The 25,351-nt window shown below is 72.1% G+C and carries 24 protein-coding genes and 1 pseudogene; 10 read left to right on the top strand and 15 right to left on the bottom strand.

The genetic code is table 11. The features are described from left to right. The first annotated feature begins 716 nt into the window (after positions 1 to 716). Positions 717 to 1,718 (top strand): tryptophan--tRNA ligase, encoded by a 1,002-nt coding sequence (gene trpS / locus ACZ45T_RS30820; protein ID WP_468447061.1) that lies wholly within the window; start codon positions 717 to 719, stop codon positions 1,716 to 1,718. A 58-nt stretch (positions 1,719 to 1,776) separates the two neighbouring features. Here trpS and proC read toward each other — a convergent pair whose 3' ends face one another. The 5 genes and pseudogenes from proC to ACZ45T_RS30795 all read right to left on the bottom strand — a co-directional run bounded on the left by proC (position 1,777) and on the right by ACZ45T_RS30795 (position 5,293). Continuing rightward, on the bottom strand, positions 1,777 to 2,586 hold the full coding sequence (gene proC, locus ACZ45T_RS30815) for a pyrroline-5-carboxylate reductase (RefSeq protein WP_468447059.1): 810 nt from the start codon (positions 2,584 to 2,586) through the stop codon (positions 1,777 to 1,779). Between the two features lie 100 nt (positions 2,587 to 2,686). Beyond that, positions 2,687 to 3,442 (bottom strand): ABC transporter permease, encoded by a 756-nt coding sequence (locus ACZ45T_RS30810; RefSeq protein ID WP_468447065.1) that lies wholly within the window; start codon positions 3,440 to 3,442, stop codon positions 2,687 to 2,689. Positions 3,443 to 3,447: 5 nt separating this feature from the next. Continuing rightward, a pseudogene (locus ACZ45T_RS30805) lies at positions 3,448 to 4,241 on the bottom strand (ABC transporter ATP-binding protein). Between the two features lie 112 nt (positions 4,242 to 4,353). After that, positions 4,354 to 4,881 (bottom strand): hypothetical protein, encoded by a 528-nt coding sequence (locus ACZ45T_RS30800; protein ID WP_468447057.1) that lies wholly within the window; start codon positions 4,879 to 4,881, stop codon positions 4,354 to 4,356. Positions 4,882 to 4,972: 91 nt separating this feature from the next. Next, positions 4,973 to 5,293, bottom strand: a complete 321-nt coding sequence (locus tag ACZ45T_RS30795; protein ID WP_468447055.1) for a peptidase — start codon at positions 5,291 to 5,293, stop codon at positions 4,973 to 4,975. Between the two features lie 105 nt (positions 5,294 to 5,398). On the opposite strand from ACZ45T_RS30795, the gene ACZ45T_RS30790 reads away from it, so the two are divergent. Continuing rightward, complete coding sequence (locus ACZ45T_RS30790; RefSeq protein ID WP_468447053.1) at positions 5,399 to 7,543, top strand: serine/threonine-protein kinase; 2,145 nt, start codon at positions 5,399 to 5,401, stop codon at positions 7,541 to 7,543. Between the two features lie 115 nt (positions 7,544 to 7,658). Here ACZ45T_RS30790 and ilvD read toward each other — a convergent pair whose 3' ends face one another. From ilvD to ACZ45T_RS30770, 4 genes are all read right to left on the bottom strand, one after another. Continuing rightward, the gene (gene ilvD / locus ACZ45T_RS30785; RefSeq protein ID WP_468447051.1) at positions 7,659 to 9,509 is read right to left on the bottom strand and encodes a dihydroxy-acid dehydratase; all 1,851 of its coding nucleotides are present in this window, start codon (positions 9,507 to 9,509) and stop codon (positions 7,659 to 7,661) included. A 133-nt stretch (positions 9,510 to 9,642) separates the two neighbouring features. After that, positions 9,643 to 10,347, bottom strand: coding sequence for a TetR/AcrR family transcriptional regulator (locus ACZ45T_RS30780; RefSeq protein ID WP_468447049.1), 705 nt, complete (start codon positions 10,345 to 10,347; stop codon positions 9,643 to 9,645). Next, complete coding sequence (locus tag ACZ45T_RS30775; protein ID WP_468447047.1) at positions 10,344 to 11,189, bottom strand: sugar phosphate isomerase/epimerase family protein; 846 nt, start codon at positions 11,187 to 11,189, stop codon at positions 10,344 to 10,346. The genes ACZ45T_RS30780 and ACZ45T_RS30775 overlap by 4 nt, the downstream gene beginning before the upstream one ends. Positions 11,190 to 11,259: 70 nt before the next feature. Continuing rightward, positions 11,260 to 11,910, bottom strand: a complete 651-nt coding sequence (locus ACZ45T_RS30770; protein WP_468447046.1) for a DUF7691 family protein — start codon at positions 11,908 to 11,910, stop codon at positions 11,260 to 11,262. A gap of 85 nt (positions 11,911 to 11,995) precedes the next feature. Between ACZ45T_RS30770 and ACZ45T_RS30765 the strand changes: the two genes are divergently transcribed. Beyond that, positions 11,996 to 12,523: a hypothetical protein gene (locus tag ACZ45T_RS30765; RefSeq protein ID WP_468447045.1), complete on the top strand. Its 528-nt coding sequence runs from the start codon at positions 11,996 to 11,998 to the stop codon at positions 12,521 to 12,523. A 40-nt stretch (positions 12,524 to 12,563) separates the two neighbouring features. Here the strand turns inward: ACZ45T_RS30765 and ACZ45T_RS30760 are convergent, their stop codons facing one another. From ACZ45T_RS30760 to ACZ45T_RS30750, 3 genes are all read right to left on the bottom strand, one after another. Continuing rightward, positions 12,564 to 13,112: a GNAT family N-acetyltransferase gene (locus ACZ45T_RS30760; protein ID WP_468447043.1), complete on the bottom strand. Its 549-nt coding sequence runs from the start codon at positions 13,110 to 13,112 to the stop codon at positions 12,564 to 12,566. A gap of 68 nt (positions 13,113 to 13,180) precedes the next feature. After that, the gene (locus ACZ45T_RS30755) at positions 13,181 to 13,762 is read right to left on the bottom strand and encodes an HD domain-containing protein (protein WP_468447041.1); all 582 of its coding nucleotides are present in this window, start codon (positions 13,760 to 13,762) and stop codon (positions 13,181 to 13,183) included. A 16-nt stretch (positions 13,763 to 13,778) separates the two neighbouring features. Then, the gene (locus ACZ45T_RS30750) at positions 13,779 to 14,858 is read right to left on the bottom strand and encodes a helix-turn-helix domain-containing protein (RefSeq protein ID WP_468447040.1); all 1,080 of its coding nucleotides are present in this window, start codon (positions 14,856 to 14,858) and stop codon (positions 13,779 to 13,781) included. Positions 14,859 to 15,092: 234 nt separating this feature from the next. On the opposite strand from ACZ45T_RS30750, the gene ACZ45T_RS30745 reads away from it, so the two are divergent. Both ACZ45T_RS30745 and ACZ45T_RS30740 read left to right on the top strand, forming a co-directional pair. Then, positions 15,093 to 15,248, top strand: coding sequence for a hypothetical protein (locus ACZ45T_RS30745; RefSeq protein WP_468447038.1), 156 nt, complete (start codon positions 15,093 to 15,095; stop codon positions 15,246 to 15,248). After that, on the top strand, positions 15,241 to 15,450 hold the full coding sequence (locus ACZ45T_RS30740; protein ID WP_468447036.1) for a hypothetical protein: 210 nt from the start codon (positions 15,241 to 15,243) through the stop codon (positions 15,448 to 15,450). The genes ACZ45T_RS30745 and ACZ45T_RS30740 overlap by 8 nt, the downstream gene beginning before the upstream one ends. Before the next feature lie 452 nt (positions 15,451 to 15,902). Here ACZ45T_RS30740 and ACZ45T_RS30735 read toward each other — a convergent pair whose 3' ends face one another. Further along, positions 15,903 to 16,847: a Ppx/GppA family phosphatase gene (locus ACZ45T_RS30735; RefSeq protein WP_468447034.1), complete on the bottom strand. Its 945-nt coding sequence runs from the start codon at positions 16,845 to 16,847 to the stop codon at positions 15,903 to 15,905. A gap of 63 nt (positions 16,848 to 16,910) precedes the next feature. Between ACZ45T_RS30735 and ACZ45T_RS30730 the strand changes: the two genes are divergently transcribed. Beyond that, complete coding sequence (locus ACZ45T_RS30730; protein ID WP_468447032.1) at positions 16,911 to 17,789, top strand: DUF3109 family protein; 879 nt, start codon at positions 16,911 to 16,913, stop codon at positions 17,787 to 17,789. 44 nt (positions 17,790 to 17,833) lie between these two features. Here ACZ45T_RS30730 and ACZ45T_RS30725 read toward each other — a convergent pair whose 3' ends face one another. Next, positions 17,834 to 19,591, bottom strand: coding sequence for a BACON domain-containing protein (locus ACZ45T_RS30725; RefSeq protein WP_468447030.1), 1,758 nt, complete (start codon positions 19,589 to 19,591; stop codon positions 17,834 to 17,836). A 147-nt stretch (positions 19,592 to 19,738) separates the two neighbouring features. On the opposite strand from ACZ45T_RS30725, the gene radA reads away from it, so the two are divergent. Next, positions 19,739 to 21,151, top strand: a complete 1,413-nt coding sequence (radA, locus tag ACZ45T_RS30720) for a DNA repair protein RadA (protein ID WP_468447028.1) — start codon at positions 19,739 to 19,741, stop codon at positions 21,149 to 21,151. A 195-nt stretch (positions 21,152 to 21,346) separates the two neighbouring features. Continuing rightward, positions 21,347 to 22,471, top strand: a complete 1,125-nt coding sequence (gene disA / locus ACZ45T_RS30715) for a DNA integrity scanning diadenylate cyclase DisA (RefSeq protein WP_468447026.1) — start codon at positions 21,347 to 21,349, stop codon at positions 22,469 to 22,471. An 81-nt stretch (positions 22,472 to 22,552) separates the two neighbouring features. Here the strand turns inward: disA and ACZ45T_RS30710 are convergent, their stop codons facing one another. Continuing rightward, positions 22,553 to 23,362, bottom strand: coding sequence for a hypothetical protein (locus ACZ45T_RS30710; protein ID WP_468447024.1), 810 nt, complete (start codon positions 23,360 to 23,362; stop codon positions 22,553 to 22,555). A 159-nt stretch (positions 23,363 to 23,521) separates the two neighbouring features. Here ACZ45T_RS30710 and ACZ45T_RS30705 point away from each other — a divergent pair, with 159 nt between their 5' ends. Together ACZ45T_RS30705 and ACZ45T_RS30700 are read left to right on the top strand one after the other, a co-directional pair. Continuing rightward, positions 23,522 to 24,118, top strand: coding sequence for a phosphatase PAP2 family protein (locus ACZ45T_RS30705; protein WP_468447022.1), 597 nt, complete (start codon positions 23,522 to 23,524; stop codon positions 24,116 to 24,118). Positions 24,119 to 24,147: 29 nt separating this feature from the next. Next, positions 24,148 to 25,080, top strand: coding sequence for an HhH-GPD family protein (locus ACZ45T_RS30700; RefSeq protein ID WP_468447020.1), 933 nt, complete (start codon positions 24,148 to 24,150; stop codon positions 25,078 to 25,080). The last annotated feature ends 271 nt before the right edge of the window (positions 25,081 to 25,351 follow it).

The raw sequence follows: 25,351 nt of genomic DNA, 5'->3' as shown, positions 1-25,351 counted from the left end.
CGCTGTTGAGTTCTCAAGGAACGGACGCTTCCTTTGTACTCACCCTCTCGGGCTTTCCTCCGGGCTTTCGTTCTGTTCTTGCGTTTCCGACTCTACCAGAGTCGGTCTCGCTTGCTTTCCAGGTTCTCGCTTTCGCGTTTCCCTTTCCGGCGATTCCGACTCTATCAGATCCTTTCGGGCCTGACCCCCAGTCAGCGGGGCTTGCGTTCCGGGCTGTTGGGCCCTTCCGGCGAGTGAGACAGTAGCGGATTCCTTGCCGCCGAACCTAATCGGCGACTGCGCCCAGTGGACACGGATTCCTCATTCGCAAATACGCATGAAAACAAGACGACACGGTGCGTCGTTCGTTCGAATGTGTAGTGCGGGATGGCTGTCCGGGGACCGACCGGGGTCGGCGCTCACTTCGGACAACTCGAAGAACCTTACGGATCGGGCACACCTGTGTCAACCCCCGGCTGACCGGCCCCGCGAGATGAAAGAACTTCACCCCAACCTCATCCCCACCGGTCTACTCTGGGCCCATGACTACGCATGCGCTCACGCTCAACCTGCGCTGGTGGGCCGCCTGACGGCGGCCGACCTTCAACGCGAGCACGCATGCGCTCACGGCCGCCGCTACGGCGGCCGTTTTTCTTTCTCCCCTCCCGGGAGTGGCTCGGTCGCCGCACACAGTGGCCTCGGCACGACTCACACACCGGACAGAGGGAGAGCGGGACATGACGACGAGGATCTTCAGCGGGATCAAGCCGACCGGGCATCTGACGCTGGGGAACTACCTGGGGGCCGTGCGGCAGTGGGTCGCCGCCGACCGTAAGCCGGACGAGGCGCTGTTCTGCGTCGTCGATCTGCACGCGCTGACCGTCGAGCACGAGCCGGCGCGCGTACGACGGCTGAGCCGGCAGGCGGCGACGCTGTTGCTCGCCGCCGGGCTGTCGCCGGAGAAATGCACCTTGTTCGTGCAGAGCCATGTCGACGAGCACACGCGACTGGCTTACCTGATGGAGTGCACCGCCAGCGACGGGGAGCTGCGGCGGATGATCCAGTACAAGGAGAAGGCGGCGAAGGCGCAGACCACCGGGGAGGGCGTGCGGCTGTCGCTGCTCACCTATCCCGCGCTGATGGCCGCCGACATCCTGGCGTACGGGGCGTCGGAGGTGCCGGTCGGTGAGGACCAGCGGCAGCACGTCGAGCTGACCCGGGATCTGGCCGTGCGCTTCAACCAGCGCTACGGGCACACCTTCACCGTGCCCAAGGCCACGCTCCCGACGGTGGCCGCGCGGGTCATGGACCTTCAGGATCCGACGTCGAAGATGGGGAAGTCCCACGAGAGCGGGGCGGGGATCGTGTACCTGCTCGACGAGCCGGGGGTCATCGCCAAGAAGGTGATGCGGGCGGTCACCGACAGCGGGGACGACGGAGTGGTCTACGACCGGGAGGCGCGGCCGGGGGTCGCGAATCTGCTGGACATCCTGGCGGCGTGCTCCGGGGGTGATCCGGCCGCGCTCGCCGACGGGTACAGCGGCTACGGGGCGCTCAAGCGGGATGTCGCCGACGCGGTGGTGGAGCTGCTGCGGCCGTTGCAGGAGCGGCATGCCGGGCTGGCGGCCGATCCGGGCGGGGTGGAGAAGGTGCTGCGGGAGGGCGCCGGGCGGGCCCGGGCGCTGGCGCGGCCCGTGGTGGACCGGGCGTACGAGGCCATCGGGCTGCTCGCGCCGTAGGGACGGCCGGCCGCTGGGGGTACGGGCTGCCGCGTGCGCGGGAGCCCGTACCCGTGTGTCAGCTGTTGCCGGAGGCGAGCTCGCGGCTGCGGTCGCGGGCCGCTTCGAGGGCGGCGATCAGGGCGGCGCGTACGCCGTGCTTCTCCAGCTCCACGATCGCGTTGATCGTCGTACCGGCCGGGGAGGTCACCGCCTCGCGGAGCTTGACCGGGTGTTCGCCGCTGTCGCGGAGCATCACGGCGGCGCCGATGGCGGCCTGGACGATCAGGTCGTGGGCCTGGGCGCGGGGCAGGCCGAGGAGGATGCCGGCGTCGGTCATGGCCTCGACGAGGAAGTAGAAGTACGCGGGTCCGGAGCCGGAGAGGGCGGTGGCCGCGTCCTGCTGCGACTCGGGGACGCGCAGGGTCTTGCCGACGCCGCCGAAGATCTCCTCGGTGTGGGCGAGGTGTTCGGCGGTGGCGTGGCTGCCGGCGGAGATGACGGACATGGCCTCGTCGACGAGGGCGGGGGTGTTCGTCATGACGCGGACGACGGGGGTGCCGGGGCTGAGCCGCTCCTCGAAGAAGGAGGTGGGGATGCCGGCGGCGCCGCTGATGACCAGGCGGTCGACGGGGACGTGCGGGGCGAGCTCGTCGAGGAGCTTGGCCATGTCCTGGGGCTTGACGGTGAGGATGAGGGTGTCGGCGCGCTTGGCGGCCTCGGCGTTGGAGACGGCCTCGACGCCGTAGCGGGCGCGGAGCTCCTCGGCCCGTTCGGCGCGGCGGGCGGTGACGAGGAGTTTGGAGGCGGGCCAGCCGCCGCGGATCATTCCGCTGAGCAGGGCCTCGCCGATCTTGCCGGTACCGAGGACTGCGACTGTCTGGGTCATGCCCGATTCACCTCGCCGAACTGTTCTTGCGCGTGAGCTGCGTATCCGTCCTCATCCTCGCACCCGGGCAGGTGACCGGGCGGAGTTGTCCGCAGTGCGGTCAGGGGGTGCGGCGGCGGAGGGTGGCCGCGCCGAGGACGAGTACGAGCAGGGCGCAGGCGGCGACGACGATCGCGTCGCGCACGAAGTCGGCGGTCATGTCGGTGTGGGTGAGGACCTGGTTCATGCCGTCCACGGCGTAGGACATGGGCAGGACGTCGGAGATCGACTCCAGGACCGGCTGCATGGTGTCGCGGGGTGCGAAGAGTCCGCACAGGAGCAGTTGGGGGAAGATCACGGCCGGCATGAACTGGACGGCCTGGAATTCGGAGGCCGCGAAGGCGGAGACGAACAGGCCGAGCGCGGTGCCGAGGAGTGCGTCGAGGAGGGCGACGAGCAGGAGCAGCCAGGGGGAGCCGACGACGTCGAGGCCGAGGAGCCAGAGGGCGAGGCCGGTGGCGAGGAGGGACTGGACGACGGCTACGGCGCCGAAGGCGAGGGCGTAGCCGGCGATGAGGTCGCCTTTGCCGAGGGGCATGGCGAGGAGTCGTTCGAGGGTGCCGGAGGTGCGTTCGCGCAGGGTCGCGATGGAGGTCACCAGGAACATGGTGATGAGGGGGAAGATCCCGAGGAGTGACGCGCCGATGCCGTCGAAGGTGCGGGGGCTGCCGTCGAAGACGAAGCGCAGCAGGGCGAGCATCAGTACGGGGACCAGGAGCATCAGCGCGATGGAGCGCGGGTCGTGGCGGAGCTGGCGCAGTACGCGGGCCGCGGTGGCGAGGGTACGGGCGCCGCTCATTGCGGTCGTGGCGGTCATGGCGGTCATCGGGCGCTCTTTTCAGCTTGGGCGTTGGCCTCGTCGACGAGGCGCAGGAAGCCTTCCTCGACGGTGGCGCAGTGCGTACGGGTGCGCAGTGCGTCGGGGGTGTCCTGGGCGAGGATGCGGCCCTCGCGCATGAGGAGCAGGTCGTGGCAGCGCTCGGCCTCGTCCATGACGTGCGAGGAGACGAGGATCGTGGCGCCGCGGGTGGCGGCGATGTCGTGGAAGAGGTTCCACAGGTCGCGGCGCAGGACGGGGTCGAGGCCGACGGTGGGTTCGTCGAGGACGAGGAGCTCGGGGGCGCCGAGCAGGGCGACGGCGAGGGAGACGCGGCTGCGCTGGCCGCCGGAGAGGTTGCCGGCGAGGGCGTCGGCGCGGGTGGTGAGGTCGACGTCGGTGACGGCGCGGGTGACGGCGTCGGCGCGCCGGCCGGCGGCGGCCCGGCCGGGGTCGAGGACGGCGGCGAAGTAGTCGAGGTTCTGCCGGACGGTGAGGTCGTCGTAGACGGAGGGCGCCTGGGTGACGTAGCCGATGCGGGAGCGGAGCGAGGGCTGGCCGGCGGGGCGGCCCAGGACGTCGAGGGTGCCGGTGACGTGGGCCTGGGTGCCGACGATGGCGCGCATGAGGGTGGATTTGCCGCAGCCGGAGGGGCCGAGGAGGCCGGTGATGCGGCCGCGGGGGACGTCGAAGGCGATGTCGTCGATGACGGTGGCAGGGCGCGGCCGGTGCCGCGGCGGACGGTCAGGCCGTGGGCGTGGACGGCGGCCGGGTCTCCCTCGGGCTTGTTATTCATCATGTGATGAATAATGCTCCTGGCTGTGCCAGGGCGTCAATCGCCGGGAGGTGTGAGTGTGGGGACGGCCTCGTGGCCGGGCTCGCGGGCTCGCGGACCCGTGGGCTCGCGGGCCCTACTTCTTGCGCTTGGGGCGGCGGGCGGCCGGGTTGCCCGTACGGGAGCTGCGGCGGCGGGCGAATTCGGCCGTGGCGCGCTCGTACTCGGCGCGGCGGAGCTTCTCGCCCGGGGCCTCGACGAGGCAGCGCAGGAAGTACGCGATGAGGGAGCCGATGAAACCGATCGCCTTGAGGCCCTTGAGGGCGGCCTCGTCGGAGGACGGGGCGGGGCGGCGGCTGAAGGAGTCCCAGGTCTTGGCGAAGGCGATGGAGCTGGCGATCGCGAAGAGGATGACGACGGAGATGCTCAGGAAGGGGCCGACGTTGCCGATCTCCAGGCCCTCGTAGGAGAGCCGGAGCAGGACGGCCGCGGCGACGGCGGTGACGAGCGAGCCGATGGCCACGCCGGCGCGGCGCAGGGCGTAGCCGCCGTCGTGGTTCACCCAGGTGGTGCCGAAGAACCGGATCGGCTCGGGCTCGGGGCCGGTGGGCACCGGGGCGGGCGTCGCGGCTGGGGTCTGGTCTCGCTGGTCGTCGTCGCTCACACCAGCGATTATCCACCGCCCGACCCGTCGGGCCGGGGTGTGTCTCACGTGTCAGACGGGCGCCGGGCGCCGGGCGGCGCCCGCCGGCACGTCAGCCGCAGCGGTTGGCGACGTAGCCGTCGCTGCCCGTCTTCACGTAGGCGTCGGAGACGAAGAGGCCGTTCCCGATGCAGTCCCAGAGGTTGGTGGTGCCGTACGGGCCCGAGATGGTGGTGCCCGGGCACTGGCAGCGGATGCCCACGGTGGCGTCGTAGGGCAGCACCTTCATGATCGAGTAATTGGTACCCGGACCGCTGCGCACGTTGACGCGGTATCCCGGGGCGACCGGGAAGTACTCGATGCCGTCTTCGGCAAGGCCCTGGACCTGGTCGATCTCGTTCTCGACCGACGTCTCCGACTTCTCAACCGACATGCAAAATCTCCCCCTTGCGCATGACGCTCTGCAACTCGCGCAGGGTAGCAGGCCCTTACCGATTCATATGCGCCATCGACTAGGCTCCGGCGGGGGTGGTCGGCAGTGCATTCACTGTGCGCGGAACGGGCCGGTTTTCCGGAGTACGCCGGGCAGTACCGGCTGGAGTCCGTGCTGGGATCCGGCGGCATGGGGGTGGTGCATCTGGCCACCTCCGCGTCCGGCCTGCGCCTCGCCGTGAAGGTCGTACACGCGCAGCACGCCGTCGATCCGGAGTTCCGGGCCCGGTTCCGGCAGGAGGTCGCCGCCGCCCGTCGGGTGAGCGGGGCGTTCACCGCGCCGGTCGTGGACGCCGACCCCGATGCCGAACGGCCGTGGATGGCCACCCTGTTCATCGACGCCCCGACGCTCGCCGAGCGGGTACGGGAGCGGCCGCTCGACGAGGCCGAGGCGACCCGGCTCGGCGCCGGGCTCGCGGAAGCGCTGCGGGACATCCACCGGGCGGGCGTGGTGCACCGGGATCTGAAGCCCAGCAACGTCCTGATGGCTCCCGACGGGGTGCGGGTCATCGACTTCGGGATCTCGCGGCCGGTGGACAGCGACCTGCGGACCGAGACGGGCAAGCTGATCGGGACACCGCCCTTCATGGCGCCCGAGCAGTTCCAGCGGCCGCGGGAGGTCGGGCCGGCGGCGGACGTGTTCGCGATGGGCGCCGTGCTCGTGCACGCGGTGACGGGGCGCGGGCCCTTCGACTCCGACAGCCACTACCTCGTCGCCTACCAGGTGGTGCACAGCGAGCCCGATCTGACCGGCGTGCCGGACGCGCTCGCGTCGGTCGTCGAACGCTGCCTCGCGAAGGACCCCGCCGACCGGCCCACCCCCGGCGCCCTGCTCGGCGAGCTGCGGGCCGCCGCGTATCCGACCGCCGACGAGACCCGGGCCTTCATTCCGCAGCCGCGGCGGCCACTGTCGGCCAAGGCGAAACCGGCGGCCGAGGAGGACACCCACCGGCGGGTACGGGTCGAGGCGCCGCCCCGGCGCACGACCCGCCCACGGCGGTGGCGGACGGCCGCGGCGCTCGGAACGGGCCTGCTGCTCACAGGGGGAGCGCTCGGCGGATACCTCCAGTTCAGGGAGGATCCGGGGGGCCCGGCCGTACGGACGTCCGCCACGGAGCCGTCGCGGCAAGGACAGCCCGAAGGGCAGCCCGTCAGTGCCTGGGTGACCTCCCTGGAGAGCCAGGGCCGCGAGAACCTCGTCGTGTCCTGCTCCTCGGCACCCGGCGCCCTGTACTGCTCGACACCCGGTCTGGCCGCCGCGCGGCTCGACCCGGTGGACGGCGCCGTCACCTGGTCGGTACGGGCGACGACACCGGGCGCGGACAGCCAGTCCCCGTTGTACGTCGGCGGGCTCGTCCTGACGGTGACGCCGGGCAGTCAGACGGTGCAGGCGCTCGACCCGGCGACCGGCACGCGTCGCTGGCAGAAGCCGATGCCCGGCGGCGGACGGATCCTGCCCGCCGCCGGGGCCGTACTGGTGACGGGCGGGGACGGCAAGGCGACCGCGCTCGACGTCACCACGGGAGCCACCCTGTGGACGAAGCAGATCGGTGGCGTGGGATCCCTCTGGCTCGCCGGCCCCCAGGGCCCGGACGGCTGCCTCCTGTACGTCGCCACCCCGGCCGGCGACGGCCGGTCGACCCAGGTCTCGGCCGTGGACTGCGCGAACGGCACGGTGCGGTGGCAGCAGCGCACCCAGGGCACGGCCGAGCCGGTCGGGGTGGCGCAGGGCGCGCTGCACCTGCTGCGGACCGACTCCGATTCGAGGACCCGCGCGGTCCTGCGGGTGGACCTGCGGACGCGAGCCGTGAAGGAGACGCCGCTGCTGGGTCTCCCCCAGGCGCAGGCGGCGGTCGACGCCCACGGAACGGTGTACGTCTTCGGCATGTCCGGCGCGTTGGCGGCGGTCGGCGCGGACAAGGAGGAGTGGCGGCTGGAGACCGGAGTGTCGGCCGCCTCGCGGCCCGTGGCCGACGGCGGCCGCGTCTACCTCACCGCGGTGGACGGGCGGCTGCTGGCGGTGGACGTGGCCGCAGGCCGTCTCATCGGCCAGACGAAGCCCCGTATGGGCACGGGACACGCCTACACGGCGACCGTGCCCGCCCCCGTGGTCGCGGACGGGCGGGTCTTCGGGAGCGCGCCCGACGGGTCGGTGTTCGCCGTGGACGCGGCGAACCCCGCTGGCTGGTGAGCGCGGCGGGGTCCGGGGAGCGGGGAGCCGGGGCCGCCCGCGCGGTCGGCGGACGGAGTCCGGCGCAGACGGCCGAAGCCGGGGAGGCCCGCCAGGGCCGAGCGGTGCGAGGTCGTCAGGAAAGAAGGCTCACGTCGCGGACCGCGCCCTTGTCGGCGCTGGTGGCCATGGCGGCGTAGGCGCGCAGGGCCGCGGAGACCGTGCGCTCGCGGTCCTTCGGGGCGTAGACGCCGCCGAGGGCCTCGTGGCGGGCGGCGAGGGTGGCCTCGTCGACCAGGAGCTCGATCGAACGGTTCGGGATGTCGATGCGGATCCGGTCGCCGTCCTCGACGACGGCGATGGTGCCGCCCGAGGCCGCCTCCGGGGAGGCGTGGCCGATGGAGAGGCCCGAGGTGCCGCCGGAGAAGCGGCCGTCCGTCACCAGGGCGCAGACCTTGCCGAGGCCGCGGCCCTTGAGGAAGGACGTCGGGTAGAGCATCTCCTGCATGCCGGGGCCGCCGCGCGGGCCCTCGTAGCGGATGACGACGACGTCGCCCGCCTTGATCTCCTTGCGCAGGATCTTGTCGACGGCCTCGTCCTGCGACTCGCAGACGACGGCCGGGCCCTCGAAGGTCCAGATCGACTCGTCGACGCCCGCCGTCTTCACGACGCAGCCGTCGACCGCGATGTTGCCGCGCAGGACGGCGAGGCCGCCGTCCTTGGAGTACGCGTGCTGCACCGAGCGGATGCAGCCGCCCTCGGCGTCGAGGTCCAGGGTCTCCCAGCGCTCGGACTGGGAGAAGGCGGTGGCGGAGCGCTTGCAGCCGGGGGCCGCGTGCCACAGCTCCATGGCCTCCTCGCTGGCCGTGCCGGAGCGGGCGTCCCACTTCGCCAGCCAGTCCTCCAGGTTGTCCGAGTGGACGGAGGTGACGTCCTTGTTCAGGAGGCCGCCGCGGTGGAGCTCACCGAGGATGGCGGGGATGCCGCCGGCGCGGTGGATGTCCTCCATGTAGTACGTGCCGCCGGGCGCCACGTTCGGGGCGACCTTGGACAGGCACGGGACGCGGCGCGAGACGGCGTCGATGTCGGTCAGGTCGTACTCCAGGCCCGCTTCCTGCGCCGCGGCCAGCAGGTGCAGGATCGTGTTCGTGGAGCCGCCCATCGCGATGTCCAGGGCCATGGCGTTCTCGAAGGCCTCGCGGGTGGCGATGTTGCGCGGCAGGACGGACTCGTCGTCGCCCTCGTAGTAGCGCTTGGTGATCTCCACGACCGTGCGGCCGGCGTCCTCGTACAGGGCGCGGCGGGCGGTGTGGGTGGCGAGGACCGAGCCGTTGCCGGGGAGGGCGAGGCCGATGGCCTCGGCGAGGCAGTTCATCGAGTTGGCCGTGAACATGCCGCTACAGGAGCCGCACGTCGGACAGGCGTTCTCCTCGATGCGCAGGACGTCCTCGTCGGAGACGTTCTCGTTGGAGGCGTCGACCATCGCGTCGATCAGGTCGAGCTTGCGGACGGTGCCGTCGACAAGGGTGGCCTGGCCGGCCTCCATCGGACCGCCGGAGACGAAGACCACGGGGATGTTCAGGCGCATCGCGGCCATGAGCATGCCGGGGGTGATCTTGTCGCAGTTGGAGATGCAGATCAGGGCGTCGGCGCAGTGGGCCTCGACCATGTACTCGACGCTGTCCGCGATGAGGTCGCGGGAGGGCAGGGAGTACAGCATGCCGGCGTGGCCCATGGCGATGCCGTCGTCGACGGCGATGGTGTTGAACTCACGCGGGATGGCACCGGCGGCCCGGACGGCGTCGGACACGATCCGGCCGACGGGGGCCAGGTGGGTGTGGCCGGGGACGAACTCGGTGAAGGAGTTGGCGACCGCGATGATCGGCTTGCCGATGTCCTCGCTCGCTACGCCCGACGCGCGCATCAGCGCACGAGCGCCTGCCATGTTGCGGCCGTGGGTGACGGTGCGGGACCTCAGCTCGGGCATGCGGTTTCACTCCCCATGAGTGCGGCTGTACGGTCAGCCGCGACTGCGGATATGGCTCAGATACGAGGCTACGCCCACCGCCCGCGATCCGGACGGCCCGTCCGGATGGCGGGACGGGAGGCTCACTCCTCGGTCATTCCTCGGTCAGGTAGCGCTGGAGCGTGGGCGCGACGAGGGCCACGATGGCCTCCGGGTCCGCGGACGCGAGGGGCTCGACCTGGACGACGTAGCGCAGGATCGCGATGCCGACCATGTGGGAGGCGGCGAGCTCGGCGCGGAAGGTCGGGTCGGGGACGTCGAGGTCGGCGGCGACGCGCTCCAGGACCCGCCGCAGGACCAGCCCGCGCAGGACCTTCGCGGCGGCCTCGTGCGTGAGGGCCGACCGGATGACGGCGAGCAGCGGAACGCGCGTGACCGGGTTCTCCCACACGCCCAGGAAATAGCGGGCGAGCCTCTCCCCGATGCCGTCCGGGCCCTCGCCGAGGATCGCCGGGACCACCAGGGCGGGCTCCATGCTCACCTCGATGGCGGCGGCGAAGAGCTCGTCCTTGCTGCCGAAGTAGTGGTGGACCAGGGCCGGGTCCACACCGGCCACCTTCGCGATGCCGCGTACGGACGTCTTGTCGTACCCGCGCTCCGCGAACACCTCACGGGCGGCGAGCCGGATCCGCTCCTGGGTGCCGGGGCCCTCGTCGGCCTCGTCCTGGCGGGGGCGGCCGGGCCCGCGGCGACGACGCGGCTTCGCGGGCTCGGCGTGCTTCGCGGGCTCGGCGTGCTTCGCGGGCTCGGCGGCCTCTGCGGGCTCCGCGGGCTCCGCGGGCTCCGCGGGCTCTGTCATGGGCGGTGGGCCCCGTCGCGCTCGTCGCGCGGGGCGCGCTCGGCGGTGGCGAGGTGCAGCCGGGTGAAGGCCAGGGCCTCGGCGAGATCGGCTTCGCGCTCGGCGGAGGACATGGCCCGCCGGGTGTTCACCTCGATGACCACGTGCCCGTCGAAGGACGTACGGGCCAGCCGCTCCAGCAGCTCGGCGCAGGGCTGCGTACCGCGCCCCGGGACGAGGTGCTCGTCCTTGGCCGAGCCGTTCCCGTCGGCGAGGTGGATGTGGGCGAGCCGGTCGCCCATCCGGTCGATCATGGCGGTGGCGTCCGTACGGGCGGTCGCGGTGTGCGACAGATCGACGGTGAAGTGCCGGTAGTCGTCCTTCGTCACGTCCCACTCGGGGGCGTACGCGAGCACCTCGCGGTCGCGGTAGCGCCACGGGTACATGTTCTCGACGGCGAACCGGACGTCGGTCTCGTCGGCCATCCGCCAGATGCCGCTGACGAAGTCCCGGGCGTACTGGCGCTGCCACCGGAACGGCGGATGCACGACCACGGTGGACGCGCCGAGCCGCTCGGCCGCCGCCTGGGCGCGCCGGAGCTTGGTCCAGGGATCGGTCGACCACACGCGCTGGGTGATCAGCAGGCACGGCGCGTGGACGGCCAGGATCGGCACCTGGTGGAAGTCGGAGAGCCGGCGCAGGGCGTCGATGTCCTGGCTGACGGGATCCGTCCAGACCATGACCTCGACGCCGTCGTACCCGAGGCGCGCGGCGATCTCGAAAGCGGTCGCCGTGGACTCCGGATAGACGGAGGCCGTGGAGAGGGCGACTTTCGCGGTCGGGATGCGGACTGGTTCTGCCACGGAGACAGGGTACGGGCCCGCCGCCCGGCCGGTACGTGACGACCACCACGCGGGGCCGGCGCGACGGCCGTCAGGTGAGCCTGAAGAAGAGGGTGTCCTGCGTGTACCAGCCGACGTTCTTCGTGGCGTACTCCCACTCACCGTGCTCGAATTCGAGCTTCTCGATGAGCTCCGCGACGTCGTACCGGAAATCCGGATCCATCCGGTCCATGACGGCCCGGTAGGCGTCGGCGGCGGGCTTGGCCTTGGCCAGCGGCAGGTGGCCGATGGCCGGATACCCGTCCATCGAATACGGGATGTACGGGAAGTCGTCGGGCGGCCCGCCGTAGAGGAACCCGTGGGGCAACAGGTCGGCGGGCACCCCGAGGCGGCGCATCTCGTCGTCCACCAGGCCGAAGAAGGTGCTGGGCTTGGAGTACGTGCCCAACTGGCTGGGGTCCGAAGCGTTGCGGTCGATGACGTGCTGCAGGGCGGCGTGGTACGCGTTGCCCGCGCACGGCGCGTCCGAGTCGGTGCGCCCGGCGATGAGGTGTTCGAGGGCGTCGGGAATGGACAAGCCCCAGTCGACGCCCTCGTGGTCGAGGTCGTCCTGCTGGACCTGGGCGCACCTGCGCATGTTCTCCAGGTTGCGCTGCTGATCCGGCGTGAGGTTGCCGTTGCTGCCCAGGAAGGCCAGCACATCGGCCTTGTCCGCGGTCGAGTAAGCGATGTTGTGACTCATGATCGCAATGGTGCCAACCGGCACTGACACACGCTGTCAGTGGTCGGCCCTACGGTCCGAACAGGACCTCGGAGGGGAGCACGACATGGGTTTTTCGGGTGAGCTGGTCTTCGGCCGCAGCGAGCGTCCGCTGCTGGAGGCACCGGTGTTCGGTGGCGCGCAGGAGGACGACAGGGGCGGCATCACCGCGTGGTGGCCGAGACCGGGCGGCTGGCAGACGCTCCAGTTCTGCGGCACGCTGCCGGGAGAACCGAACGACGTCCTGCGCGCGGTCGTCGAGTGGACCGGCGCGCCGGCGTGCGTGGCCTCCGTACACGACAGCGACGTCGCGCTGGTGAGGGGCCTGGAACCGGGCGGCGACCGGTGGCACACCTGGCTGAACCTGACGATCGCGGCCGAGATGGCGGACCGCCCGCCGGCCGAACTGGACGCCCGCGTACCCGGCGACGCCGGCCGCGTACTGGCATGGGCCTGGGACGCGGGAGTTGGGGAGGGCGTGGAGTCCCCCGCGGTCGCGGAGACCCTGCGCTCGCACGAACCGTTCGTGGAAGACCTCTTCGACACGCTCCTGGACCGACTGGGCTTCCCGCCCGCCACCGGGCCCGAGAACTGATCAGCCCCCGCCCCCACTCACTCCGGGAACAAGAAGCCGATCAGGCGGGCTTGGCCCACTCCTCACGCAGCATCCCGAAGAGCACCCGGTCGTAGCGCTCCCCCGCCACCAACACGGCCGCCCGGCGGCGGCCTTCCTCGCGGAAGCCCAACGCGGTGAAGGCGCGCACCGCGCGCTCGTTGCCGCTCCAGGTGTCCAACTCCAGCCGGCTCAGCCCGTACGCGCCGAACAGGTGGTCCACCAGCAGCCGCAGCGCCTCGGAGCCGTGGCCGCGCCCCCAGAGCTCCCGCTCACCGATGGTCACTCCCAGCGTGGCCACCCCGGCGTAGGGGTCGAGGTCCCGGTAGTCGACCATGCCGATCACCCGCCCGCCGCCCACGTCCTCGACGGTGAACACGGCCGACTCCCTCGGATTCAGCCGCAACATGGCATCGAACCCGAGCCCGACGGCCTCCGCCGTGACGGGCCCGAAACACGGATCCCCGGCGGCGGCCCAGCGCACCACCTCCGGGTCGTTGCGCCACCGGAGATGATGCTCCGCGTCCTGCGCGCGCAACGCGCGCAGCCTTACCGATTTACCTTCGATCATCAAAGAATCCTAGGCACCGATCCGGCGGAACACAGGTGAGTTACGGGCACGCACCGTCGCGGTCCGGGTCACTCGCCGAGGAACGTCTTCCGCCATTCCAGCGGGGACATGGTCAGCGCGGCCTCGGCGAGTGCCTGCGCCGAAGCCGTCTTGAGACTGCTCAACGAGGTGTCGATCCAGTCCTGCACCAGGCTGTATCCCTGGGCTCGGTACTCCACCGCCTGCACCAGGCACTCCAGCTTGTCGGCGTCCTTGGCCACGATCGCCTCGGGCGTGTCACCGTTCTCGTATTCGCACACCACCCGCTGCACCCCTGCCTTCACCGCCGGATGCGCGGCAGAGACCTGGTCGGCGGTGACGGTCTCGTTCGTCGCCGCGTCGATGTACCGGCGGCCGATGTGCGGGATGTCCCCGATCCGGGTCTCCTGCGTGTCGTGGAACAGGCACATCAGTGCCACCTTGGCGGGGTCCACACCCTCCATCATGGCCAGGACGGCGCCGACGATCCCAACGCGGAACGAGTGCTCTGCGATCGACTCGGGGTTGTTGTTCCCCGTGAACCACCAGCCGGTCCGCTTGGCGTTCTTGAGCACGCCCATCTCGAAGAGGAACCCGGCCGTTCCCTGCGCGTTCGCCGTCTCGTCTGCCATGTGGTGACCTCCGGTTTCAGGTTCGATCACGTAGAACGTAATTCACGGTGCTCAGTTCGCGGCGGGATCTTTCCGAGACGCCGCCCCCGTCCAGCAGGTGCTCTGTACGCTCCGCCAGCTCGCGCACCAGCACGCCCGACGCCTGCGGCAGCCACGGATGGGTCGTCAGCAGGGCCCACATGGTGTGTGCGTACAGGTCGACGAAACCAGGGGCGTGGTGCAGGCCATAAGTCAGCCCCCGTAGCAGCGTGACGGGGTCCCAGCCGGTCAGCTGCCGGTCTCGCATGAACAGGTCATCGGACTGCGGCAGCGGCGTGCCGCCCAGCCAGTAGGCCCAGTAGTTCAGGTTCGCGGCCTCGCCCGCGTCGTCGTCCACGATCGCGCGCTCGATGAAGTCCAGCAGGGGCACGGGGTCGCCGAGGCGAGCGAGAGCCGTAGCCGTCGACCTCGCCTCGGCCCACTGCGGCGTCCACCCCCTCCGCGCCAGCAGACCCCGCCGGGCATGAAGAGCGCGTGCGGTCCACGCCACCGCCTCGGGGCTCTGGTCGTACGAGGTCAGATACAGGGCCTGGCGGTGCAGTAGAACGCCCTGAGGGTCGGTCCGGGGTGCTGCCTCCGCCGTGGTCCGCAACCGCTCGAAGAACGCGGCCCGGTCCCCCATCGTGAGGAGCGGAGAGGCTGCTGTCGGCCCCCTTCTCCGCTGGTGGGGAATCTTCGTGAGTGAGGGCGGTCGGGTCCCGGTGAGCGCCCAGGCGAGCATGTGCGCGGTGTCCCGAGTGTGCACCCACTCCGCGAGAGGGTGCGGCCCATCGGTACTGGTGAGAGTGGCACTGATGATCCGGTCCGCGTCCATCGCCGCGTCCAGCATCCCCACGACCGCTGCATCCGCGCCCATGGCGGCCAACCGCCGCCGTAGGCCGAGCAGATCCCCCGCCCGCATATGTGCGACCGGTCGTCGGCCCGACTCCCAGCCCTGCACCGTAGCCAGGTCGACGCCGAGGACCTCGGCCATCGCCGCCTGAGTACGAGGGATCGACTCGCGAGCCGTGCGCAGCACAAATCCCGCGATCGTGCCGGTGATTGGTCTTGCGGCCATGTGCGCGCTCCCGGTGCGGCCCCTGCCGTAACACGTACCCACAGTCAGTCCTACCGCACGCAGCGCAACCGTAGGTTCCTCTCGCGGGATCACCCAGACCCGGAAGCGGGGGCTGGGTTGACGCCGCGGCCCCGGCCGGCATCCGCGTCCTGGACTGGGGAAGGAGTGCGGGGCCATCACAACGATCAGCGAGCGAGGGAAAGTACCCGCCTGCTGACGACGGAGGGAGTGGTCATGACCAACCGAATCATCCATAGCTGCGCCCGAGGCGTGCGCGGCATCGACGTCCAGGACGGCCCCTGGCCCGAGCCCAGCCAGGACCTCCTCGACCGCGCACTCATCGGCTGGGAACGCTTCCTCGACACCGCCGAGGAGCTGACCGATGACTGAGCAGTACGAGTACGTGCCTCATCGACTGCTGCGCCGCCGCGTACGCGATGTCGCGTCCGGGGTCGAGGGCGAGCTGATGGCCGTGATCAACGAGAACGTGTCCGACTCGGTCCACCAACACTGGATGGAGCTGGCCTACATCCGGGGCCCGTCCGGCCGCGAATTCTCCACCGCAGTCGACAACGTCGAGCCAGCTGACTGACCCGGCGCGTGCGACGGCCCTGGGGCGCCCAGCCTCGGACAGCAGTCAGCCGCCGTCATCGAGAGGCGCGTAGCGATCTGTGGCGGCCTATGTCCAGCCCCGGACGGCTGCCGGACGCCGTCATCGAGAAGCGCGTAGCGATCTGACGCGCCTCGGGCACCAGGCCCGCCCATCCCTGATCGGCCCGTCCCTGAAATGGAAGCCCCGGCCCGTTCCTTTGGGGGTTTCCCGGCAGTCCTCGTATGTCCGTGGCGGGACGGTCGGTCAAGGGTGGCCGAAGGCCATCGCGCAGCGACGCGACGACGAAGGAGGAGCGCCCTTGAGGGACCGGCCCGACACGGAGAGACGATGAGACTGACGGGAAACCCCCATACGCATCCCTGATCCCGCCCAAGGAGCTCCCGCCCGCCCCCGACCCCGCCCCGAGTCGGTTCAAGCGCGCCGCAAACCCGCTACGCCCCCGCGCCCGCCGTCGGCAAGTGGTCCAGCCTCCGCAGGATCACGCCCTCGCGCAGGGCCCACGGGCAGATCTCCAGCTCCTCGACGCCGAAGAGGTCCATCGCGCCCTCCGCGACCAGCGCGCCCGCCAGGAGCTGGTTCGCCCGGCCCTCCGAGACGCCCGGGAGGGCCGAGCGCTGGGCCGTGGTCATCGCGGCCAGGCGCGGGACCCACTCCTCCAGCGACTTGCGGCTCAGGTCCCGCTGCACGTACAGGCCGTCGGCCGAGCGGGCCGCGCCCGCGATGCGGGCCAGCTGCTTGAAGGTCTTCGACGTCGCCACCACGTGGTCCGGGGCCCCGAAGCGGCGGAACTCGCCGACCGTGCGGGCGATCTCCGCCCGCACGTGCCGCCGTAGCGCCCGGATGTCCAGCGAGTCCGGCGGGTCGCCCGGGAGCCAGCCCGACGTCAGGCGGCCGGCGCCCAGCGGGAGGGAGACGGCCGCGTCCGGGTCCTCGTCGATGCCGTACGCGATCTCCAGCGAGCCGCCGCCGATGTCCAGGACCAGCAGCTTCCCGGCGGACCAGCCGAACCACCGGCGCGCCGCCAGGAAGGTCAGCCGGGCCTCGTCCTCCCCGCTGAGCACGGGAAGCTCGATGCCGGTCTCGCGCTGCACCCGCGCCAGGACCTCGTCCGCGTTCGTGGCCTCGCGCACGGCACTGGTCGCGAAGGGCAGGACGTCCTCGCACCCCTTGTCCTCCGCGGCCTGCACCGCGTCGGCGATGACGGAAACGAGCCGCTCGACGCCCTCGGGGGTGACGGCGCCGCCCTCGTCGAGCAGCTCCGCCAGCCGCATCTCCACCTTGTGCGAGTGCGCCGGCTGCGGGCGCGCGCCGGGGTGCGCGTCCACCACCAGCAGGTGGACCGTATTCGAACCCACATCCAGGACACCGAGTCTCATAGGGGGAAACGCTACTGCGATGAACGCGCGGGGGTTGAGTAAGGGGCGCTTAGGCTTGTGTTTGTGCCAAATACGAAGAAGGCCAACAAGGTCCGGTCGAAGAAGGACACGGGCGAGGGCAACACCAAGGTCACGGCCAAAGCCCCCAAGGACAAGGACAAGGTCAAGGTCAAGGACAAAGACAAGGTCACCGTCGTCGCCGACGAGAAGGGGCTCGACTTCCCCCGGGCCTGGGTGGAGTTTCCCGACCCCGCCGACGACGAGCAGATCTTCCGCTGCGACCTGACCTGGCTGACTTCCCGCTGGACCTGCATCTTCGGCAGCGGCTGCCAGGGCATCCAGGCGGGCCGGGCGGACGACGGCTGCTGCACGCTCGGCGCGCACTTCTCCGATGACGACGACGAGAAGCGCGTCGCCGAACACGTCGCCCGGCTGACGCCCGAGCTGTGGCAGTTCCACGACGTCGGCAGCGAGACCGGCTGGACCCAGCACGACGACGACGGGGAGAAGCAGACCCGTCGCTGGGACGGTGCCTGCATCTTCCTGAACCGGCCCGGCTTCCCCGCCGGGGCCGGCTGCTCGCTGCACATCCTGGCGGTGAAGGAGGGCCGCGAGCCGCTGGAGACCAAGCCCGACGTCTGCTGGCAGCTGCCGATCCGCCGGACGTACGACTGGATCGAGCGGCCCGACGACACCCGGGTGCTCCAGGTGTCGATCGGCGAGTACGACCGCCGCGGCTGGGGCCCCGGCGGCCACGACCTGCACTGGTGGTGCACGTCGGCCACTTCCGCGCACGGCGCCGGGGACCCGGTGTACGTGTCGTACCGCGCCGAGCTGACGGAGCTGATGGGCAAGGAGGGCTACGAGGCCCTCGTGAAGCTGTGCGAGGCGAGGCTGTCCTCGCTGCTGCCGATGGCCCCGCACCCCGCCGATCCCGTCTGAGCCGCGGCAGGCCTACGGCGGTACGGCGCCGAGCCGCTGCGACCCTACGCCGGTGACACCGACGGCCCCGGCCCCGGGGAAACCGTTCCGCCTGAGCCCTCCGTCGGCGACGGCACCGGAGTCGGGGACGGCGGCGGGATCGTCGGCTCCGTCGGCGTGGGAGTCGGGGTCGGGCTCGGGGTGGGCGGATCCGTCGGGGTCGGGGTCGGAGTCGCGGGCTCCGTCGGGTCCGGCGACGGCGTGGCCGCCGGCCGGCCACGGCCCTGGATGGAGACCACCGCACCGCTCGGATCCACCCCGACCCGGGCCGTCCACGCGCCCACGGGCTGCGCCTCGCGGTCCACGACGATCCGCAGGGTGACCGATTCTCCGGGGGCCAGCGTGCCCGCGGTCCGGCTCGCCCGCAGCCAGGGCGCGTCGGACCAGAGCCGCCAGTCCACCGGGGCGCCGCCGGCGGCGGTGAGGGTGAGCAGGGTGGTGGACCCGTGCGAGGACGCGGTCACGGTGAGGTGGCCGGGGGCGCCCGCGTGGTCGGGGGGAGCCGGGGCGCCGGCGCTGATCACCTCGACGGAGACGTCGGGGGCCTCGCTGTCCTGGGCGAAGCCGGGGCTCCCGGTGGTGGTGGCGGTGTTGCCGGTGTTCTCGTAGGCGCTCAGCGGGCGGCCGTCGGTCCGCGCCGTCGGCATCTCGGACTCGCTCGCGGAGATGCGCGTGGAGTCGCCGCCGATGGGCTCGCCCGTACTGGGCGCCCCGCGGTACGCCGCCCACAGCGCCAGGACCGGGGCCGCGACGACGGTGGCGACCACGGTGGTGGTCACCGCCCGGGCGCGCAGCCGGTCGCGGCGGGCCACGCGGTCCCTGGGGTCCATGGGGAAGCCCGTGCGGTCGAAGCGCGGGCCGGGCCGGCGGCCGCGGCCCCGGCCGGAGCGGAGCATCGCGGCGTGGACGGCGGTGCGGGGGGCCGGTACGAGGGGGAGTGCGGCGGTGTCGAGGCCGCCGGAGCCCGGCCAGGGGGCCGCGGCGCCGACGCGTTCGGCGGCGCGGCGACATCGGGGACAGTCGTCGACGTGGCGGACGAGCTCGGCGCGCAGGGTGGTGGACAGCAGGACCTGCCCGTCCCCGGTGAGCCGGGAGACGGCGGGGCAGCTGCCGGTCTCCACGACGGCGAGGGCGGTACGGGTGCGCTCCACTTCGCAGGCGGCGCCGGAGAGCAGCTCCCGGGCGGCGGCGGGGGGTGTGCCGAGCACGGCGGCGAGTTCGGGGACGCCGAGGCGGTGGCGGACGGCGAGTTCGAGGGCCTCGCGCTGTGCGGGCGTGGTCCCGGCGGCTTCGGGCCAGGCGAGCCGGGCCAGCTCGGTACGACGGTACGCGTTCACGTCAAGGGCGCGATGGGCTTCGGGGGCGCGGCTGGTATCCGGATCGGTGTCCGGCTCACCGCCCGGCGCACGACCGTGCTCGGTGTGCTCCGGCGCGCGCCGGGCGGAATGCGCTCCCTGCCGCGCGCGCCGCTGTTCTGCCAGCCGACGCAGGCAGCCCCAGCGGGCGAGTGCGTAGAGCCAGGCCCGCCGGTCCCCCTCGTCGGGGCAGCGGCCGGGATGCCGCTCGGCCACGGCGAGGACGTCGCCGAGCACGCCGGTCGCGGTGTCGTGGTCGCACAGGACCGACAGGCAGTACGTGAACAGACCGTCCAGGTAGGGCTCGTGCCGGAAGGGGGGCGGCGGCGCCCCCTCTCGGGGCGTGCGCCCGTGCGCCCGGTGTGCGCCGGTGCGCGCTGAGGGGTGTGCCTGGCTGCTGCTGTTCACCTGGCGACCGTAGGCGGCACGCCGGTGGCGCCCCGGAAGCCTTCAGCACATTTAGTCCTTACGGGTGAACAGATCGGTGTCGCGCTGACCGCGGCCCTGACGCTCGCGGGTGCTTCGCTGTCAGTGCGGGCGGCTACCGTGAGCGCCATGGCTGCCCGCACTGCTCGTTCATCCGCCAAGGACCGGCCGTCCTACCGCTGTACCGAGTGCGGCTGGACCACCGCGAAGTGGCTCGGCCGGTGTCCCGAGTGCCAGGCGTGGGGCACCGTCGAGGAGATGGGCGCGCCCGCCGTGCGGACCACCGCCGCCGGCCGGGTGTCGACCGCCGCGGTGCCGATCGCGCAGGTCGACGGCCGGACGGCGACCGCGCGCAGCACCGGCGTGGACGAGCTCGACCGCGTCCTCGGCGGCGGGCTCGTGCCCGGGGCCGTCGTCCTGCTCGCCGGTGAGCCCGGCGTCGGGAAGTCCACGCTGCTGCTGGACGTCGCGGCGAAGGCGGCCAGCGACGAGCACCGCACGCTGTACGTCACGGGCGAGGAGAGCGCGAGCCAGGTGCGGCTGCGCGCCGACCGGATCAACGCCCTCAGCGACCACCTCTACCTGGCCGCCGAGACCGACCTGTCGGCCGTGCTCGGGCATCTCGACGCCGTGAAGCCCTCCCTGCTGATCCTGGACTCCGTACAGACCGTCGCCTCCCCCGAGATCGACGGCGCGCCCGGCGGCATGGCCCAGGTGCGGGAGGTGGCCGGGGCGCTGATCCGGGCCTCCAAGGAGCGCGGGATGTCCACCCTCCTCGTCGGCCACGTGACCAAGGACGGGGCCATCGCCGGACCCCGGCTCCTGGAGCACCTCGTCGACGTGGTGCTGAGCTTCGAGGGCGACCGGCACGCCCGGCTGCGGCTCGTGCGCGGCATCAAGAACCGGTACGGGGCCACCGACGAGGTCGGCTGCTTCGAGCTGCACGACGAGGGGATCACCGGGCTCGCCGACCCGAGCGGGCTGTTCCTGACGCGGCGCGCCGAGGCCGTGCCCGGGACCTGCCTGACCGTGACCCTGGAGGGCAAGCGTCCGCTGGTCGCCGAGGTGCAGGCGCTGACCGTGGACTCGCAGATCCCCTCCCCCCGGCGGACGACCTCGGGTCTGGAGACCTCGCGCGTCTCGATGATGCTGGCGGTGCTGGAGCAGCGCGGCCGGATCACGGCGCTCGGCAAGCGCGACATCTACAGCGCCACCGTGGGCGGGGTGAAGCTCACCGAGCCGGCCGCCGACCTGGCGATCGCGCTCGCGCTGGCCTCCGCCGCCAGTGACGTCCCGCTCCCGAAGAACCTGGTGGCCATCGGGGAGGTCGGCCTGGCCGGCGAGGTGCGGCGGGTGACCGGCGTCCAGCGGCGGCTCGCGGAGGCCCACCGGCTGGGCTTCACGCACGCCCTGGTGCCGTCGGATCCGGGGAAGGTGCCGGCCGGGATGAAGGTCATCGAGGTGGCGGACATGGGCGATGCGCTACGGGTGCTGCCGCGCGGGCGGTCCCGTACGCCGGCCAGGGAGCGGGCCTCCGAGTAAACCCACGAGTGGATCTTGTCCGGGGGAAGCGGATGCCTGGTCAGGGGTCCGTACGGGGTCCTGGTGGGGCCTACCTGGTCAAGCCACGGCGGGCTCCTGGCGCACGCCGGTAGACTTCTGGATGGTCCGCCCGGCCGTACGCACGCCCTCGTGCCCGCGGCGCAGGGCGGCGCAACCCGCGACCGGAGGAGTGCAGTGGCAGCCAAGGACGGGGCAGCAGCATCCGGCAAGTCGGGCGCTAGCTCCAAGCAGGAGGCCATGATGCGCGCCTCGCTGAGCGCGGTCGCACCTGGTCAGCCGCTGCGTGACGGCTTGGAGCGGATCGTCCGCGGCAACACCGGCGGGCTCATCGTCCTCGGCATGGACAAGTCGGTCGACGCGATGTGCACCGGCGGCTTCGTGCTGGACGTCGAGTTCACCGCGACCCGGCTGCGCGAGCTGTGCAAGCTCGACGGCGCGCTCATCCTCGACAAGGACATCACCAAGATCCTGCGGGCCGGTGTGCAGCTGGTGCCCGACGCGTCGATCCCGACGGAGGAGACCGGCACCCGGCACCGTACGGCCGACCGCGTCTCCAAGCAGTGCGGCTTCCCGGTCGTCTCCGTGTCCCAGTCCATGCGGCTGATCGCGCTGTACGTGGACGGGGAGCGGCGGGTCCTGGAGGAGTCCGGGGCGATCCTGTCGCGGGCGAACCAGGCGCTGGCCACGCTCGAGCGGTACAAGCTGCGCCTCGACGAGGTCGCGGGCACGCTGTCGGCGCTGGAGATCGAGGACCTGGTCACGGTCCGCGATGTGACGGCGGTCGCGCAGCGGCTGGAAATGGTCCGCCGGATCGCGACCGAGATCGCCGAGTACGTGGTGGAGCTGGGCACCGACGGGCGGCTGCTGTCGCTCCAGCTGGACGAGCTGACGGTCGGGATCGAGCAGGAGCGGGAGCTGGTCATCCGGGACTACGTGCCGGAGCCGACGGCGAAGCGTTCCCGCACGGTGGAGGAGGCGCTGCCGGCGCTGGACGCGCTGACGCATCCGGAGCTGCTGGAACTGGCGATCGTGGCGAAGGCGCTCGGGTACACGGGGTCGCCGGAGACCCTGGACTCGGCGGTGTCGCCGCGGGGCTACCGGCTGCTGGCGAAGGTCCCCCGGCTGCCGGGGGCCATCATCGAGCGGCTCGTCGAGCACTTCGGCGGGCTGCAGAAGCTGCTCGCCGCGAGCGTCGACGACCTCCAGACGGTGGACGGGGTGGGCGAGGCCCGTGCCCGTAGCGTCCGCGAGGGCCTGTCCCGACTCGCGGAGTCGTCGATCCTGGAGCGGTACGTCTAGTCCGGCTCGCGCGCCACTGCTGGGGCTGAAATGTAGCCCCGCCGGCGTTTGAGGCGCGGGGGTTCGGGGGCGGAGCCCCCGTTAGTTCTGCTTCAGGACGAACGAGGTGCGGGCCACCGGCATGCCGGGGGCCTTGACCTCGACCACGTACGTGTCCGGAGCCGCCGACCCCGCCGGAGGCGACTGGCACTGGTCGGCCGCGCTGAACCTGCGGTCCCACTCCAGCGACTGCTTCGTCTCGCCCTGTGCCGGGAGGCGGAAGAAGGCGTTGCCCGCGCCCGTCGGGCAGTCCGCCGAGGACCACACCGCCTTGCTGCTGCTCGCCTGAAGGATGGTCAGGACCGCCTGCTTCGGGCCGAGGTCGACCTTGCAGGTGGTTCCGGAGATGTTGCGGGCGACCAGTTCGAGGCGGGGCTTCTCGTTCGCCTCGTACTCGTTCTTCGCGCTCTTGACCTCCCACTGCAGCGCACCCGGCGCGCACGTGGGCAGCGGGGAGTCCGCCGGGACCGGCGCCGGGCCGGATCCGGCGCCGCCGGCACCGCCCGCGCCGGAGCCGCCGCCCGAGCCCGTGCCGCTGCCCGGTTCGCCGTTCTTGCCCGCGCCGCCCGTGGCGCCGCCCTCGGCGCCGGTGGTTCCGCCACCGCCCGACTCCGCGCGCCCGCCCGGGGCCGTGCTGATCGCCGGCCCCGTACCGGCCGGGCCGGGGGTGATCGAGGCGACGGGATCGGGGCCGCCCTGGCCCTTTCCGTTCGTACTGGACTTCCCCCCACCGGAACTGACGGTCCATACGGCGAGGAGCGCGAGGAGCGCGACAACGGACGCCAGCACAGCCCTCCGTCGCCAGTAGATGGAGGAGGGGAGCGGCCCGACCGGATTGCGCAGAGATCCCACGGACGGAACTTTACGAGAGTTCGCGGCCCGATCAGTGCCCCACATGCCGCACAGCAGGCTCGATTTGCCGATGATCATCTTGCGGGCACACTCGGGGGCGCCGGAATCCGGCCAGAGACCGGATGCGGAGATTATCCGGTTTAAGTACCTTTGGTGACCATGAACACCTCGGGCCTCTACCGCGACATAACCGACTTCGCCCGCTCCACGCCCGCCTGGGTGCAGTCGGCGTTCGAGGCCTGGACGGTGTACGGGCTCCTGCTCTTCGGCGTGCTCTTCACGGCCGTCTGGTGGCGCTCGCGCGGCCGGAGCAGCCCCCGCCCGGTGGCGCTCGCCGTCCTCGCGCCGTCGGCCACCGCCGTCGCCTACGCCACCTCGGAGGTCGTGAAGCACACCGTGGACGAGGAGCGGCCCTGCCGCGCCGTCGCCGGGGCCGCGGCCTCGCTGGTCCCGTGCCCGCCGCCCGGCGACTGGTCCTTCCCCAGCAACCACGCGGTCATCGCGGGCGCCGCCGCCGTGGCGCTGGCCATGGCCGTACGCCGGCTCGCGCTGCTGACCGTGCCGCTCGCGCTGCTGATGGCCTTCTCGCGCGTGTTCGCCGGCGTGCACTACCCGCACGACGTGGCGATGGGCCTGCTGCTGGGCGGTTCGGTGGCCGCGCTCCTCGTCCTCGCGCTCACCGGTCCGATCAGTACGATCATCGCCTCCGTGCGGGCGAGCGGGCCTCGCGCCGTTGTCTGGTTCACGGGCCCGTAGGTCCGAAACGTGCCAGGATGCCGTCTGCCATGACTGCATCTCCCGCTTCCGCCACCGCCACCGCCGTGTCCCCCGACTCCCCGCCCCCCTCCCACGCGCTGCACTCCCCCGTCATCGCGTGGTTCGAGGAGCACGCCCGCGACCTGCCCTGGCGCCGCCCCGAGGCCGGCCCCTGGGGGGTCATGGTCAGCGAGTTCATGCTCCAGCAGACCCCCGTCAGCCGGGTCCAGCCGGTCTACGAGCAGTGGCTCGCCCGATGGCCCCGCCCCGCCGACCTGGCCGCCGAGGCCCCCGGCGAGGCCGTACGGGCCTGGGGGCGCCTCGGCTACCCCCGCCGGGCCCTGCGCCTGCACGGCGCGGCCGTCGCGATAACGGAGCGGCACGGGGGCGACGTACCGCGGGAGCACGCGCAGCTCCTCTCGCTGCCCGGGATCGGCGAGTACACGGCGGCCGCCGTGGCCTCCTTCGCGTACGGGCAGCGGCACGCCGTCCTCGACACCAACGTCCGGCGGGTCTTCGCGCGCACCGCCACCGGCGTCGAGTACCCGCCGAACGCCACCACCGCCGCCGAGCGGCGCCTGGCCCGGGCCCTGCTGCCCGAGGACGAGGACACCGCGGCCCGCTGGGCGGCGGCCTCGATGGAGCTCGGCGCGCTGGTGTGCACGGCCAAGAGCCCGGACTGCGCCCGCTGCCCGGTGGCCGGACTGTGCGCGTGGCGCCTCGCCGGGAAGCCGGCGCACGAGGGACCGCCGCGGCGCGGGCAGACGTACGCCGGGACCGACCGGCAGGTGCGCGGCAGGCTCCTCGCCGTGCTCCGGGAGGCGGTGGGGGCCGTGCCGCAGGCCGTGCTCGACACCGTCTGGGACGAGCCGGTGCAGCGGGCCCGGGCGCTGGACGGGCTGGTCTCCGACGGGCTCGTGGAACCGCTCGACGGAGGCCTCTACCGGCTCCCGCAGAGCTGATCGCATGCGACCCGGCGAGACGGCCCGGCGACGGGCGGACCACGTCCGGGCGACCGCCGGACGGCGTCCTGATGACGCCTCCGTGACGGCTCGTCAACCGCTCGTAGCCGACCTTGAAGCTGACTCGCCGATTCCGCTTCTCGCCGGGAAACCCCAGCTCACGGCACTGTTACACAACCTATGGGTGTCCGTGCGCCCACCGAAGGCTGGCACGCACAGGCCCGTGACAAGCCCTCCGTACCTTCGAATCCGTAAGGCAGGGGATGAGCGG

The organism is Streptomyces sp. NPDC030995 (genome assembly GCF_055571215.1).
This window is presented reverse-complemented; position numbering and strand designations above follow the sequence as displayed.

Excerpts from the sequence above, each read along its gene's own strand:
- trpS (WP_468447061.1), top strand. The coding sequence starts at position 717 with ATGACGACGAGGATCTTCAGCGGGATCAAGCCGACCGGGCATCTGACG.
- proC (WP_468447059.1), bottom strand. The coding sequence starts at position 2,586 with ATGACCCAGACAGTCGCAGTCCTCGGTACCGGCAAGATCGGCGAGGCC.
- ACZ45T_RS30810 (WP_468447065.1), bottom strand. The coding sequence starts at position 3,442 with ATGACCGCCACGACCGCAATGAGCGGCGCCCGTACCCTCGCCACCGCG.
- ACZ45T_RS30795 (WP_468447055.1), bottom strand. The coding sequence starts at position 5,293 with ATGTCGGTTGAGAAGTCGGAGACGTCGGTCGAGAACGAGATCGACCAG.
- ilvD (WP_468447051.1), bottom strand. The coding sequence starts at position 9,509 with ATGCCCGAGCTGAGGTCCCGCACCGTCACCCACGGCCGCAACATGGCA.
- ACZ45T_RS30780 (WP_468447049.1), bottom strand. The coding sequence starts at position 10,347 with ATGACAGAGCCCGCGGAGCCCGCGGAGCCCGCGGAGCCCGCAGAGGCC.
- ACZ45T_RS30770 (WP_468447046.1), bottom strand. The coding sequence starts at position 11,910 with ATGAGTCACAACATCGCTTACTCGACCGCGGACAAGGCCGATGTGCTG.
- ACZ45T_RS30765 (WP_468447045.1), top strand. The coding sequence starts at position 11,996 with ATGGGTTTTTCGGGTGAGCTGGTCTTCGGCCGCAGCGAGCGTCCGCTG.
- ACZ45T_RS30760 (WP_468447043.1), bottom strand. The coding sequence starts at position 13,112 with ATGATCGAAGGTAAATCGGTAAGGCTGCGCGCGTTGCGCGCGCAGGAC.
- ACZ45T_RS30755 (WP_468447041.1), bottom strand. The coding sequence starts at position 13,762 with ATGGCAGACGAGACGGCGAACGCGCAGGGAACGGCCGGGTTCCTCTTC.
- ACZ45T_RS30750 (WP_468447040.1), bottom strand. The coding sequence starts at position 14,858 with ATGGCCGCAAGACCAATCACCGGCACGATCGCGGGATTTGTGCTGCGC.
- ACZ45T_RS30745 (WP_468447038.1), top strand. The coding sequence starts at position 15,093 with ATGACCAACCGAATCATCCATAGCTGCGCCCGAGGCGTGCGCGGCATC.
- ACZ45T_RS30740 (WP_468447036.1), top strand. The coding sequence starts at position 15,241 with ATGACTGAGCAGTACGAGTACGTGCCTCATCGACTGCTGCGCCGCCGC.
- ACZ45T_RS30735 (WP_468447034.1), bottom strand. The coding sequence starts at position 16,847 with ATGAGACTCGGTGTCCTGGATGTGGGTTCGAATACGGTCCACCTGCTG.
- radA (WP_468447028.1), top strand. The coding sequence starts at position 19,739 with ATGGCTGCCCGCACTGCTCGTTCATCCGCCAAGGACCGGCCGTCCTAC.
- ACZ45T_RS30705 (WP_468447022.1), top strand. The coding sequence starts at position 23,522 with ATGAACACCTCGGGCCTCTACCGCGACATAACCGACTTCGCCCGCTCC.
- ACZ45T_RS30700 (WP_468447020.1), top strand. The coding sequence starts at position 24,148 with ATGACTGCATCTCCCGCTTCCGCCACCGCCACCGCCGTGTCCCCCGAC.